Source organism: Microvirga sp. Mcv34, from assembly GCF_024519725.1.
In the GTDB taxonomy this organism is placed as follows: Bacteria; Pseudomonadota; Alphaproteobacteria; order Rhizobiales; family Beijerinckiaceae; genus Microvirga.
The window spans coordinates 35,930-48,798 of record NZ_JALJRK010000028.1; the positions used below are offsets into that span (position 1 = coordinate 35,930).

The 12,869-nt window shown below is 65.0% G+C and carries 11 protein-coding genes and 1 tRNA gene; 4 read left to right on the forward strand and 8 right to left on the reverse strand.

All coding sequences use genetic code 11. From position 1 onward, the window contains the following. Nucleotides 1–171: 171 nt before the first annotated feature. From OC446_RS15955 to OC446_RS15970, 4 genes are all read right to left on the reverse strand, one after another. The gene (locus tag OC446_RS15955) at nt 172–1,011 is read right to left on the reverse strand and encodes an ABC transporter permease (RefSeq protein ID WP_262030003.1); all 840 of its coding nucleotides are present in this window, start codon (nt 1,009–1,011) and stop codon (nt 172–174) included. A 5-nt stretch (nt 1,012–1,016) separates the two neighbouring features. Then, nucleotides 1,017–1,886 carry an ABC transporter permease gene (locus OC446_RS15960; protein WP_262030004.1) on the reverse strand — a complete coding sequence of 290 codons (870 nt, stop codon included), beginning with the start codon at nt 1,884–1,886 and terminating at the stop codon, nt 1,017–1,019. Then, entirely contained in the window at nt 1,883–2,968 is a 1,086-nt protein-coding gene (locus OC446_RS15965; protein WP_262030005.1) for an ABC transporter ATP-binding protein, read from the reverse strand. The genes OC446_RS15960 and OC446_RS15965 overlap by 4 nt, the downstream gene beginning before the upstream one ends. Nucleotides 2,969–3,230: 262 nt before the next feature. Continuing rightward, the gene (locus OC446_RS15970; protein ID WP_262030006.1) at nt 3,231–4,304 is read right to left on the reverse strand and encodes an extracellular solute-binding protein; all 1,074 of its coding nucleotides are present in this window, start codon (nt 4,302–4,304) and stop codon (nt 3,231–3,233) included. A gap of 171 nt (nt 4,305–4,475) precedes the next feature. On the opposite strand from OC446_RS15970, the gene pip reads away from it, so the two are divergent. Beyond that, the gene (gene pip, locus OC446_RS15975; RefSeq protein WP_262030007.1) at nt 4,476–5,417 is read left to right on the forward strand and encodes a prolyl aminopeptidase; all 942 of its coding nucleotides are present in this window, start codon (nt 4,476–4,478) and stop codon (nt 5,415–5,417) included. Nucleotides 5,418–5,587: 170 nt separating this feature from the next. Here the strand turns inward: pip and OC446_RS15980 are convergent, their stop codons facing one another. Beyond that, nucleotides 5,588–6,373 (reverse strand): 3-hydroxybutyrate dehydrogenase, encoded by a 786-nt coding sequence (locus OC446_RS15980; protein ID WP_262030008.1) that lies wholly within the window; start codon nt 6,371–6,373, stop codon nt 5,588–5,590. Between the two features lie 179 nt (nt 6,374–6,552). On the opposite strand from OC446_RS15980, the gene pxpB reads away from it, so the two are divergent. Then, nucleotides 6,553–7,320: a 5-oxoprolinase subunit PxpB gene (pxpB, locus tag OC446_RS15985; RefSeq protein ID WP_262030009.1), complete on the forward strand. Its 768-nt coding sequence runs from the start codon at nt 6,553–6,555 to the stop codon at nt 7,318–7,320. Then, nucleotides 7,317–8,351, forward strand: coding sequence for a biotin-dependent carboxyltransferase family protein (locus tag OC446_RS15990; RefSeq protein ID WP_262030010.1), 1,035 nt, complete (start codon nt 7,317–7,319; stop codon nt 8,349–8,351). The genes pxpB and OC446_RS15990 overlap by 4 nt, the downstream gene beginning before the upstream one ends. A 38-nt stretch (nt 8,352–8,389) precedes the next feature. Here the strand turns inward: OC446_RS15990 and OC446_RS15995 are convergent, their stop codons facing one another. The 3 genes from OC446_RS15995 to OC446_RS16005 form a co-directional block, all read right to left on the reverse strand. After that, nucleotides 8,390–10,606: a malate synthase G gene (locus OC446_RS15995; RefSeq protein WP_262030011.1), complete on the reverse strand. Its 2,217-nt coding sequence runs from the start codon at nt 10,604–10,606 to the stop codon at nt 8,390–8,392. 193 nt (nt 10,607–10,799) lie between these two features. Then, nucleotides 10,800–10,875 (reverse strand) — tRNA-Ala (locus OC446_RS16000). A gap of 80 nt (nt 10,876–10,955) precedes the next feature. Beyond that, nucleotides 10,956–11,342 (reverse strand): TIGR02300 family protein, encoded by a 387-nt coding sequence (locus OC446_RS16005; protein ID WP_262030012.1) that lies wholly within the window; start codon nt 11,340–11,342, stop codon nt 10,956–10,958. 174 nt (nt 11,343–11,516) lie between these two features. On the opposite strand from OC446_RS16005, the gene aroA reads away from it, so the two are divergent. After that, the gene (gene aroA / locus OC446_RS16010; RefSeq protein ID WP_262030013.1) at nt 11,517–12,866 is read left to right on the forward strand and encodes a 3-phosphoshikimate 1-carboxyvinyltransferase; all 1,350 of its coding nucleotides are present in this window, start codon (nt 11,517–11,519) and stop codon (nt 12,864–12,866) included. Nucleotides 12,867–12,869 lie beyond the last annotated feature (3 nt).

Sequence of the window (12,869 nt, forward strand, 5' to 3'; positions counted from 1 at the left end):
CGTCGAGTTCAAAACTCATATGCCCTCGACAGGACGGAAAGGGCACATCGTTCTGATATTCGTCCAATCGCTTCAAACCGTCACGATGACTTACACGTTCACGGATACGTGCGTCGCACACAAGGTTGATGAACGCTGACCACCTGCCTCTAGGGGCGTCTACGTTCTCACTTACCGTTCCGCTTTCGACGTGAGCGCAAACACGCTCGCGATCCCGCCAACGCCCAGCATCAGCAGCAGACTCACCGCATTGATCGCTGGTGTCGCGCCCTCGCGCATCTGGCCGTACATGGTGATCGGCAGCGGTGCGTCGGAGCCGACCAGCATCAGGGTCGTGTTGAAGTTCTCGAACGACATGAGCAGAGCCACGAGCCCAGCGCCGATGAGCGCGGGGCTCAAGAACGGCAGCGTGACGGTGCGCAGCACGCGAGTGCGGCTGGCGCCGAGGTCGAAGGCCGCCTCTTCCAGCGAACGGTCGAACTTGCGCAGGCGTGCCGCGATGATGAGGGTCGAGATCGTCAGGATGAACGACAGCTGCCCCAGGATCACGAGGGTCAGGCCGGGCCGCAGGAAATCGAGATCCGTCTGAAGCCATTCCTCGAGCCCGTTCGCCAGCCGGGAGAAGAAGGCGAGGATCGAGATGCCGAGCACCACGCCGGGAATGACGAGCGGCCAGAGCATCATCATGGCCAGGAAAGTCTTGCCGCGAAACTCGGCCCGCTCCAGCACCCAGGCGTTGACCGTGCCGAGGAGAACCGCCAGCACGGCCACGGGTACCGCGACCTTGAAGCTGTTGCCGATGCTGTCAAGCCAGATCGGATCCGCCAGCACGCCGGGCTTGCCGAACACGGCGCCCGTGCCGAAGAACCATTCGAGGGTGAAGCCCCGCCAGGGCGGCGACGGGAACGGGCTCGCGTTGAACGCGAAGATCGCCACGATGAGCAGCGGCGCGAACAGGAAGACGTAGAACGCCGCGATGTAGAGTTTCCAGGCGATGGTCGGGCGGTTCATGGTCGTCAGGCCTGTTTCAGGGTGGTGCCGAGGCTCTGGCCGGTGAGGCGCAGGCCCAGCCACACGATGGCCGAGGAGAGCAGCAGGAGCAGCATGCCGAAGGCCGCGCCCTGGGGCCAGTTGAAGCGCGTGATGAACTGCGCGTAGATCTGCTCGGTGAACCACAGGCCGTTCTTGCCGCCGAGCAGCACCGGCGTGGCGAAGTTGCCGACGGTGAGCATGAATACGATGATCGAGCCCGCCACGATGCCGGGCATCGCATGGGGAATGACGATCCGGCGCAGAACCGTCCAGCGGCTGCCGCCGAGATCGAAGCCCGCCTCGACCACGGATTGATCCAGGCTTTCCAGCGCGTTGGCCAGGGGCACGATCATGAACAGCAGGCCGCCATAGACGAGGCCCAGGATCACGGCGCCGTCGTTATAGAGAAGCTCCACGGGCTGGTCTGCGAGGCCGACCGCACGAAGGACATAGGAAATCACGCCCGTCTCGCGCAGAAGCATCATCCAGCCGAGGGTGCGCACGAGTTCCGACACCCAGAACGGCAGGAGACAGAGCAGCAGCAGCATCGCCTTGACGCGCCCCTGCGCCACGCGGGCGATGTAGAGCGCGATGGGAAAGGCGAGCACGAGGGTCAGGGCCGTCACCAGGATCGACATGAAGGCCGTGCGCGCGAAGGTGCGCCAGTAGAGCGGCTCGGTGAAGAACTCGAGGTAATTGCCGAAGCCGAAGGCGTAGACCCGCGGCGCGACGCGCTCGCTGAAGGAGAGGACGAGGATCTCTACGTGCGGCAGCACGATGAGAAGCCCGAGCCACAGGATCGCGGGAGCGACCAGCAGGAAGAACGTGAGGCGCGATGCCTGTTTCGTCATCATGCGGCGAAGACCTTCATGGCATCCGCCGTCCAGCCCACATGGATCGGCGCACCGACCTCGATGCCGGCAAGGGGACCTGCCTGGGGCAGCACGGCACGGACCGGCTGGTCGAAGCCGAGCGTGTCGATGAGTAGGCTCGAATTGGCCCCGTCGAAGAGCACGGCCGAGACCCGTCCCTCGAAGCGGTTCGGGAGGTCGCGCAAAGCCGGCTGGCTCGGCGCCAGGGCGATCGCTTCCGGTCGCACGAAGGCGATAGCCGCCTTCTGCGAGACACGGCCTGACCCTTGAGTCACCATGCCCGATGGCAATTGCAGGGCGACAGTGCCATCGGACGACGACACGATCTCTCCCGGCCAGCGGTTCGTCTCGCCGACGAAGCTCGCCACGAAGGGCGTGGCCGGGTTGTGATAGAGCTCGCGCGGGCTTCCCACCTGCTCGAACTTGCCTTGGTTCATCACGGCGATGCGGTCGGACATGACGAGCGCTTCGGACTGGTCGTGCGTGATGTACACGAAGGTGGTGTTGAAGGTGCCCTGCAGCTGCTTCAGCTCGATCTTCATGTGCTCGCGCAGCTTCAGGTCGAGGGCGCCGAGAGGCTCGTCGAGGAGCACGAGGGTCGGCTCCAGCACGAGGCAGCGGGCAATGGCCACGCGCTGCCGCTGGCCGCCGGACAAAGCCATCACGCGACGCTCGCCGAAACCTTTCAGGCCGACGCGCTCCAGCATGCGCTCCGCGCGCTCCTGCGCATCCTCACGGGGCACGCCGCGGCAGGAGAGCCCATAGGCCACGTTCTCGCCCACACTCATCATGGGAAAGAGCGCGAGGCTCTGAAACACCATGTTGACCGGGCGTTTGTTGGCCGGAACGCCGATCATCGAGCGCCCACGAATGCGGATGTCGCCGGAGGTCGGATGCTCGAACCCCGCGATCATGCGCATCAGGGTGGTCTTGCCGCAGCCGGAGGGACCAAGGATCGAAAAGAACTCACCGGGAGCGACGCTGAACGTCACGTCGTCGACGGCCGCATGGCTACCGAAACGCTTCGTGACGTTGACGATATCGAGATCAGTTGAAGGGGCCATAACGCTGCTACGTGAGAAAGATCATTCCCGCGGCACGCGCACCGTGCGGATTCGAACGGCGCTGCTTGAAACGGGCACCGGATCCCAAATGGACAATCCACTTCGGATCCGATGCCTGCCGGGGATGGTGATAGACAAGCGCATCATGCGGAATGTGAACCCGGATTTCACGAACGCTGCCTTCTGGGGCAGCCGAACGATATGCGCTTAAGGAATTGAGCATCGGACCCGAAAGCGGGTCCGATGCTCTCGGACGGGCTTTTTACGAACCGGCCTTCAGACGATCGAGAACCTTGCCCTCGATCTCCTCGATGCCGGCCGGCACGGCCGGATACCACTTGATGTTGTCGATGGCGGCCTTCGGGAAGCTTTCGGCGAATTGATCCTTCAGCTTGCCCTGCATGAGCTTGTCGGCGCCGTTCGAAGCCGTGAAGTTGCCCGCGGAGGCCGCGACTTTCGCGGCGATCTCGGGCTTCATGTTGAAGTTGATCCACTTATAGGCGGCATCGTCATTGCGGCCCTTGGCGGGGATCGCGAAGGTGTCGACCCAGCCCAGCGCGCCCGATTTCGGAGCGATGAACTTGATGTCGGGGTTCTCGGAATTGAGCTTCCAGCCGCCCGTGTCCCAGGCCATGGCCGCCACCACTTCGCCGGAGCGCAGGGCGTTGAGGAGCTGGTCCTTGCCGTCCCAGAAGAACTTCACGTTCTTCTTGCACTCGGCGAGCTTGGCCCCGACCTTGTCCATCATGGCCGCATAAGCCTTGGCGTCGCCATAGGATGCGAAGGGATCCATGCCGTTGGCGAAGGCGAAGGCGATGAGCGCGGGACGCTTGGCGCGGAAGCTGGTCTTGCCGGCAAGGGCGGCATCGCAGAGATCGTTGTAATCGGCGACCTTCGGGGCCGCCTTGGTGTTCACGATCAGGCCGTCGGTACCCCAGATATGGGGAACGCCGTAGACCTTGCCGCCGACCGTGGTGTTCTTCTTGGTCGCTTCCAGCATCGAGGCGATGAACTGATCGGACTTGAGCTTCGAGAGGTCGAGCGGCTTGTAGATGCCGAACTCCGCCTGCGGGCCGGCGATGCGGTCCTGGCTCGGCTGGACGAGGTCGAAGCCTGTGCCCTGTGTGGCGCGCAGCTTGGAGATCATTTCCTCGTTGTTCGAGAGGGTCACCTCGACCTCGATCCCGGTCTCTTTCGTGAACTGGTCGATCACATCCTTCGGTGCGTAATCGGCCCAGGTCAGAAGCCGCAGCTTCTCGGCGGCCTGCGCCGTACCGACGACCATGAGAGCGGCGAGAGCCGTAGCCAGCTTCAGGCTGGCGCGTTTGGTCAACATCTTCATCCTCCAGTGTGGCTGGGCTTTTTACCCATGTTCCCCAGTTGCAAAACTATATGACAGTTGAACGACGCGCTAGGGGGTCCGAAGCCGGCTTACTAACCTTCCTGAATGGCTGACAGCCCTCCCCTGCCCCGCTATGGATAGGCTTCCCCTGATGGAGCTCTCGCAATGCGCACCTTCTACCCCGAAATAGAACCCTACGATCACGGCATGCTCGACGTCGGCGACGGTCACCGGGTCTATTGGGAAATGTGCGGCAACCCGCAGGGAAAACCCGTTGTTTTCCTTCATGGCGGCCCGGGCGGCGGCTGCACGCCGACCCAGCGCCGGCTGTTCGATCCGGACAAGTACCACATCCTGCTCTTCGACCAGCGCGGCTGCGGGCGCTCGACGCCCTATGCGAGCCTCGAGGCCAACACCACTTGGCATCTCGTGGCCGATATCGAGCGCCTGCGCGCGTTAATGGGTGTGGACAAGTGGATGGTGTTCGGCGGCTCCTGGGGTTCGACACTCGCCCTTGCCTATGCGGAAACGCATCCGGAGCGCGTGACCGAACTGGTGCTGCGCGGGATCTTCACCCTCCGCCGCCCGGAGCTGCTCTGGTACTATCAGGAGGGCGCCTCCTGGATCTTCCCGGACAAGTGGGAGGGCTTTCTCGCGCCGATCCCCGAGGAGGAGCGCGGCGACCTGATGGCGGCTTACCGCAGGCGCCTGATCGATTCCGACCCGGCCGTCAGGGCGAAGGCAGCCCGGGCCTGGAGCCTCTGGGAGGGCGAGACGATCACGCTCCTGCACAACCAGGACTACAGCGACCAGTTCGGCGACGAGCATTACGCCATCGCCTTCGCCCGGATCGAGAACCACTATTTTGTCAATGAGGGCTGGTTCGAGGACGGGCAGCTCATCCGCGACGCCCATCGCCTGAAAAACATCCCGGGCGTGATCATCCAGGGCCGCTACGACATCGCCACCCCGGCCAAGACCGCCTGGGAGCTGCACAAGGCCTGGCCCGAGGCGAAGTTCATCATGGTGCCGGATGCGGGCCACGCGGTAAGCGAGCCGGGAATCACCCATCACCTCATCGAGGCGACGGATGCCTTTGCGGGATAAGGATGTCTGATCAAGCTGTCATCCCGGATCCAAGCATGAGCTTGGATCCGGGATCGCATTACGAGAATGGCGCAGAAATACCTCTCCCTCAATGAGAGAGAGCCACCGGTATCTCCTGTGCACGATCCCGGATCTGCGCTGCGCTTCGTCCGGGATGACGATCGTAAGAGTTACTTCGCGGTCCAGCCGCCATCCATCGAGATATTCGCGCCGGAGATCTGGCTTGCCGCGTCCGAGCACAGGAACACGGCGAGCGCCGCCACCTGGTCGACGGTCACGAATTGCTTTGTGGGCTGCGCCTCCAGGAGCACGTCGTTGATCACCTGCTCCTTGGTCAGCCCGCGCGCCTTCATGGTATCGGGGATCTGCTTTTCCACGAGCGGTGTCCAGACATAGCCGGGGCTGATGCAATTGACCGTGATGCCGTCGGTCGCCACCTCAAGCGCCACCGTCTTGGTGAGGCCCGCGATGCCGTGCTTGGCCGCCACATAGGCCGATTTGAACGGCGAGGCGACCAGCGAATGGGCCGAGGCGGTGTTGATGATGCGGCCCCATTTGCGCGCCTTCATGCCCGGCACCGCCGCGCGGATCGCGTGGAAGGCGGACGACAGGTTGATGGCGATGATCTGGTCCCATTTCTCGACCGGGAAATTCTCCACCGGCGAGACAAACTGGATGCCCGCATTGTTGACCAGGACGTCGACGCTGCCGAAGGTGCGCTCGGCGAGGCGGATCATCTCCTCGATCTCGTGCGGCTTCGACATGTCGGCCGGTGAATAGATCGCCTTGACGCCGAACTCGCTCTCGATGCCCGCGCGCGTCTTCTCGATCTCGCCCGCGTCGCCGAAGCCGTTGATGACCACATTGGCCCCTTCCTTAGCGAGAGCTCGCGCGATGGCGAGGCCGATGCCGCTGGTCGAGCCTGTCACGACAGCTGTCTTGGATGTCAAAGTCATGATCTACTCCGCTTAAGCCTGGGCTCCAGGCATGAGATGGGATGGCATAACACGAAGAACGGGACGAGGTTGAGTCTAGCAAAAAGGCGCATGGAAGGCTGACCCTCGGGCAAGCCCCCTCACCTGCTCCGGATGCATGGCCCGCTGGCTCCGGGACCCGTTGCCGGATCGGCGGCAATATGAGATGCGGGCATGAGGCCCTTCCGGTTCGTCAACAGGGGTGCATCGTGCCGACACCGAAAATCCTTCCCTGCGGCGACAGCGCCGTCACCGTCGAGTTCGGTGCCACGATCGACCCGGACATCAACGGGATGGTCCTCGCGCTGGACGACATCGTCCGCAGCCGCGCCCCGACGGGCCTGATCGAGACGGTGCCGACTTATCGCTCGCTCACGATCCAGTTCGATCCGGTGGCCACCGATTACGACGCGCTGGTCGCCCTCCTGGAAGCGGAAACGCAGAACCTGCCGCCCCGCAACGCCGTCGGTCGGCGCTGGCGCGTGCCGGTCGTCTATGGCGGCGAATACGGCATCGACCTCGAAGAGGTGGCAAGCCTGCACGGCCTGACACCGAACCAGGTGATCGACATCCATTCCTCGGCCGTCTACCGCATCTACATGATCGGCTTCCTGCCGGGCTTCACCTATCTCGGTGGGCTCGACAAGCGGATCGCCACGTCCCGACGGCTTCACCCCCGGGCGAAGATCCCGGCCGGCACGATCATGATCGGCGGCGAGCAGGCGGGCATCGCCCCCATGGACATGCCGAGCGGCTGGCACAATCTCGGGCTGACGCCGGTTCGGCCCTATGCGCCGGGGCGCGACCCGGTCTTCCTGTTCGCGGCCGGCGACGAAATCGTCTTCGAGCCGGTCGAAGCCTCGCGGTGGGAGGCGCTGGAAAAGGCCGCGCTTGCCGGCGAGCCCGTGGCCGAGGAGGTACGCCCATGACCGATCTCGTGGTGAAATCCTGCGGCCCGATGACCTCCCTGCAGGATCGCGGACGCATCGGCTACCAGGGCTTCGGCGTCTCGCCCTCGGGCGCCATGGACCGCCGCGCCCTGGCGATGGCCAATGCGCTCGTCGGCAACCCGCCCGAGACGGCCGCCATCGAGTTCGTGAATCTCGGCGGTGCCTTCACGTGCGAGGGCGGCGACCTTCATGTGGCGCTCGTCGGCGCCGGATGCTCCGCCAGCATCGACGGAACGCCGGTGGCGCCGCAGACCTCCGCAATCCTCAAGGAAGGCCAGGTCCTGGAGGTGGGACATCTGCGGACCGGCACTTTTGCCTATCTTGCCGTTGCGGGAGGTTTTGCGGTCGCGCCGGAACTGGGAAGCCTGTCGTTCCACCTGCGCTCCCGGCTGGGGGGCCTGAAAGGCGCTCCGCTGAAGGCGGGAGACCGCCTTCCTGGCCGGCCGGAGGCGCAGGACCGGGAGCCGATGCAACTGACCGCCGATATCCTGGAGGAGAGCGGCCCGATCCGCGTGATGCTGGGCCCGCAGGACGATTACTTCACGCCGGAAACGATCCGCGCGTTCCTGGAGAGCGCGTTCACCATCAGCCAGCAGGCCGACCGCATGGGCTTCCAGCTCACCGGCCCGCGCCTGGAACACGCCAAGGGCTTCAACATCGTGTCGGACGGGATCGTGGACGGCCATATCCAGGTGCCGGGCAGCGGCCAGCCCATCGTGCTGATGCGCGACCGGCAGACGGCGGGTGGCTATCCCAAGATCGCCACCGTGATCAGCGCCGATCTCGCCCGCTTGGCTCAGATGCGTCCGGGCACGGAGGTGCGTTTCCGGGCCGTGGAACGGGACGAGGCCCTGGCCGCCGCGCACCGACTGAAGGACTGGATGGCCTCCCTACCCTCGAGCCTCGCGCCCGTCCGCTTCGCGCTCACGACGGAGCATCTTCTGAGCCGCAACCTGATCGGCGGCACGGTCGACGCGCTCGCTCCCGCGCCGGCTGAGCATCACGATTAAACGAAAAGGGCGCCGAACCAGCGGCGCCCCTTTCCTGCTTATTTCGCCTGCGACTTCGTCTTGACGCCGCTCTCCTGGCTGCGGTCCGGCGCCCCTGCGGCCTTGGCCTCGCGGCGACGCGCATGCAGGATCCATTCGGTGTAGCCGTTGGGCTGCTCGGCGCCCTTGAAGACCAGGTCGCAGGCGGCATTCCAGGCCGGGCCTTCGAATTTGGGCGCCATGGGACGATAGACGGGATCGCCCGCGTTCTGCCGGTCCACCACGGCCGCCATGCGGCGCAGGGTTTCCATGACCTGGTCCTTCGACACGATGCCATGGCGCAGCCAGTTGGCGAGGTGCTGACTCGAGATTCGCAGAGTCGCGCGATCCTCCATCAGCCCCACATCGTGGATATCCGGCACCTTGGAGCAGCCGACGCCCTGGTCGATCCAGCGCACCACATAGCCCAGGATACCCTGGCAGTTGTTGTCGAGCTCCTGCTGCACCGCGTCCGGCGCCCAGTTGGACTGGGAGACCGGAATGGTCAGGATGTCGGAGAGCTTGGCGCGCGGACGCGCTTTCAGCTCCTCCTGGCGGACGGGAACGTCGATCTGGTGGTAATGCAGCGCATGGAGCGTGGCGGCCGTGGGCGACGGCACCCAGGCGGTGCTGGCGCCGGCCTGCGGATGGCCGATCTTCTGCGCCAGCATGTCGGCCATCTTGTCCGGCGCCGCCCACATGCCCTTGCCGATCTGCGCCTTGCCGGGCAGGCCGCAGAGAAGCCCCACATCCACGTTGTTGTCCTCGTAGGCCTTGATCCATGCAGTCGACTTCATGTCGTTCTTGCGGATCATGGGGCCGGCTTCCATCGAGGTATGGATCTCGTCGCCGGTGCGGTCGAGGAAGCCCGTGTTGATGAACACGATGCGCTCCGCCGCCGCCCTGATGCAGGCCTTGAGGTTGACGGTGGTGCGCCGCTCCTCGTCCATGATGCCCATCTTCAGCGTATTGCGGGCAAGACCCAGCATGTCCTCGACGGCCGCGAAGAGATCGTTGGCGAAGGCCACCTCGTCGGGCCCGTGCATCTTGGGCTTCACGATATAGACCGAGCCCGCGCGGCTGTTGCGCAGCGGACCGGTGCCCTTGAGGTCGTGGATGGCGATCAGCGAGGTGACGGCGGCATCGAGGATGGTCTCGGGGATCTCCTCGCCCGCCTCGTCCAGCACCGCATCGGTGAACATGTGGTGGCCGACATTGCGCACCAGCATGAGGCTGCGCCCATGCAGGCGCAGTTCCCCGCTGCTCGGCATGGTGTACACGCGATCAGGGTTGAGACGGCGCTCGACGGTCTTGCCGCCCTTCTCGAAGCTCTCGACGAGGTCGCCCTTCATGAGCCCAAGCCAGGTGCGGTAGACTTGGACCTTGTCCTCGGCGTCCACGGCCGCGACGGAATCCTCCAGGTCCATGATGGTGGAGACGGCCGATTCCATCACCACGTCCGCGATCCCGGCCGGATCCTCGGCGCCGATCGGGTGCGAGCGGTCGATGCGGATATCGAGATGCAGGTTGTTGTGGCGCAGGAGCACGGAGGACGGGCTGGCCGCATCGCCCTGGTAGCCGACGAACTGGGTCGGGTCGATCAGGCCGGTTTCGGTGCCGTCCTGCAGGGTGACGATGAGAGCTCCGTCCCTGTCCGCATAGCTGGCCGCGTCCCGATGGCTGCCGCCGGCGAGCGGTGCTGCCCGATCCAGCACCTCGCGGGCGCGCTCGACGACCTTGGCGCCGCGTTCCTTGTTGTAGCCGCCCGACCGGGTGGCGCCGTCGTCCTCGGGGATCGCATCGGTGCCGTAGAGGGCATCGTAGAGGCTGCCCCAGCGGGCATTGGCGGCATTGAGCGCATAGCGGGCATTGGAGACCGGGACCACGAGCTGGGGACCGGCGATGCGGGCGATCTCGTCGTCCATGTGATGCGTCTGAACCGAGAAATCCTCCGGCTCGGGCAGCACATAGCCGATATCGCGCAGGAAGCGCTCATAATCCGCCTGATCGAAGGCCTTCCCGGCCCGGCTGCGGTGATACTCGTCGATCTGCCCCTGGATCTTGTCGCGGACGGCGAGCAGCTCGCGGTCTCGGGGCGCGAAATCCCGGACGAGCCCGGCCAGGCCGGCCCAGAAGGCGGAACTCGATACTCCCGTGCCCGCGAGCGCTTCCCGTTCGATGAAATCGTGAAGAACCGGTGCAACCTGGAGGCCGTTCGTCTGGACGCGCGTCGTCATCGTTCCCGCTTTCGGTGCTAAAGGGCTTTGCCTTAGCTTAAGGCACTGCGACTAAAAATGAAGATCGACGTCGTTTCCATCAGAAAAAGGACGAACGATCAGCCTAAAGACAATGCTTTGGGAGTATATTCAGCTCTCCGGCCAGGATCAGGCAACAAAAAAGCCGCCAGAAGGCGGCTCTTTTTGAGGGATTTGGTGGAGCCAGGCGGGATCGAACCGCCGACCTCTTGCATGCCATGCAAGCGCTCTCCCAGCTGAGCTATGGCCCCATTTTCGGCCGCGGCGCTTGGGGTCCGCAGCGGTCTCTGGCGAAGCAGAGGCGTCTCTATAGTCGCCTCCGATCCGAGGTTCAAGCCTCTTCGTCGTCTTCCAGATCGCTGTCGATCAGGTCGGACACGTCGTCGTCGCCCTCTTCCTCGTCCTCGAGGAAGGTATCGTCGTCGGCCACGTCGTCAGCCACGTCGATATCGTCGTCGACCGGGATATCCTTCTCGTTCTCGCCGGCCTCGACCTCGTCGAGGGAGACCATCTCGGGCCCGGTCGATTCGAGCTCGGTCTCGTCGTCGTCAGGGGCGGCGGCGGCGCGGGCGGCCACGGGGGCGGCGACGCGGCTCATGGCGACGGCCTGGAAGACGGTGCCGCATTTCGGGCAGACCGCCGGGTCCTTGTTGAGATCGTAGAATTTCGCGCCGCAGCTCATGCACTGGCGCTTCAAGCCGAGTTCCGGTTTGGCCACGGTGATTGCCTTGATTACGTGTGAAAGGTTGGGAACGCTCCGTTAGTCATGAGGGAATGGCTTGTCAAATAGGAAATTGCAAGAGCAGGCGAAGGCTCGTGTCAGCTTGCGCGTGACGGCGGGAACCCTCCGTGTTAGGAGCCCGGCCGGACAAGGAGCTCGAGGAACCCGAAAATGTCGCATGCGCACGGAACGCCGTCCCCTGTAGCCAGCAGGTCCGGAACACCCCTGAAGGGGCGCATCCGCGTGCCCGGCGACAAGTCGATTTCCCATCGTTCCATGATCTTCGGGCTTCTCTCCATCGGCGAAACACGGGTCGAAGGTCTTCTCGAGGGCGACGACGTGCTGCGCACCGCCGAGGCCTGCCGGGCGCTCGGCGCCACCATCACCCGCGAGGCGCCCGGCCGGTGGCGGATCGTCGGCGCGGGTATCGGGGGCTTAGTGGAACCCAAGGACGTGCTCGATTTCGGCAATGCCGGCACCGGGTCGCGCCTCATGATGGGCGTGGCCGGAAGCCACCCGATCACCAGCACCTTCGACGGCGACGCCTCCCTGCGCAAGCGCCCCATGCGTCGGATCCTCGATCCACTGACGAAAATGGGCGTGACCGTGGTCAGCGAGGCCGAGGGCGGGCGTGTGCCTCTCACCCTGCGCGGCCCGAAGGAGACGATCCCGATCACTTATGAGACCCCGGCAGCCTCGGCCCAGATCAAGTCGGCGATCCTGCTCGCCGGCCTCAACTCCCCCGGCAGAACCACGGTGATCGAGCGCGAAGCCACCCGCGATCACACGGAGCGGATGCTGCGCCATTTCGGGGCGAGCGTCGAGGTCGTGCCGCACGGGGCGGACGGCCGCGCCATCACGCTCCAGGGGCAGCCTGAGCTGCGCGGCACCGATATCGTCGTGCCGACGGACCCCTCCTCGGCGGCCTTCCCCCTGGTGGCGGCGCTGATCACCCCCGGGTCGGACGTGGTCATCGAGGGCGTGATGATGAACCCCCTGCGCACCGGCCTCATCACCACGCTGATCGAGATGGGCGCCTCCATCGAGCGCCTGAACGAGCGGGACGAGGGCGGCGAGACGGTCGCCGACCTGCGCGTCCGTCACAGTCGCCTGACCGGCGTCACGGTGCCCCATGCCCGGGCGCCGTCGATGATTGACGAGTACCCGATTCTGGCCGTTGCGGCCTCCTTCGCCGAGGGCACGACCCGGATGCAGGGGCTCCATGAGCTGCGCGTGAAGGAATCCGACCGCCTCGCGGCCGTCGCCGCGGGTCTCGCGGAGGCCGGCGTCGCGCACGAGATCGAAGGCGACGACCTGCTCGTCCATGGCTCGAACGGCAAGGTTCGCGGCGGCGGCAACCCGGTCGCCACCCATCTCGACCATCGCATCGCCATGGCGTTCCTGGTCATGGGCCTGGCGACCGACCAGCCGATGACGGTCGATGACGGCGCCATGATCGCCACGAGCTTCCCGTCCTTCATCCCGCTCATGCGCGAGCTCGGCGCCACGATCCAGGATTGAGCC

Coding starts and splice junctions, on each gene's coding strand:
- OC446_RS15960 (WP_262030004.1), bottom strand. CDS start 1,886: ATGATGACGAAACAGGCATCGCGCCTCACGTTCTTCCTGCTGGTCGCT.
- OC446_RS15990 (WP_262030010.1), top strand. CDS start 7,317: ATGACCGATCTCGTGGTGAAATCCTGCGGCCCGATGACCTCCCTGCAG.
- OC446_RS15965 (WP_262030005.1), bottom strand. CDS start 2,968: ATGGCCCCTTCAACTGATCTCGATATCGTCAACGTCACGAAGCGTTTC.
- OC446_RS15970 (WP_262030006.1), bottom strand. CDS start 4,304: ATGTTGACCAAACGCGCCAGCCTGAAGCTGGCTACGGCTCTCGCCGCT.
- OC446_RS15995 (WP_262030011.1), bottom strand. CDS start 10,606: ATGACGACGCGCGTCCAGACGAACGGCCTCCAGGTTGCACCGGTTCTT.
- OC446_RS15980 (WP_262030008.1), bottom strand. CDS start 6,373: ATGACTTTGACATCCAAGACAGCTGTCGTGACAGGCTCGACCAGCGGC.
- OC446_RS15955 (WP_262030003.1), bottom strand. CDS start 1,011: ATGAACCGCCCGACCATCGCCTGGAAACTCTACATCGCGGCGTTCTAC.
- pip (WP_262030007.1), top strand. CDS start 4,476: ATGCGCACCTTCTACCCCGAAATAGAACCCTACGATCACGGCATGCTC.
- pxpB (WP_262030009.1), top strand. CDS start 6,553: ATGAGATGCGGGCATGAGGCCCTTCCGGTTCGTCAACAGGGGTGCATC.
- aroA (WP_262030013.1), top strand. CDS start 11,517: ATGTCGCATGCGCACGGAACGCCGTCCCCTGTAGCCAGCAGGTCCGGA.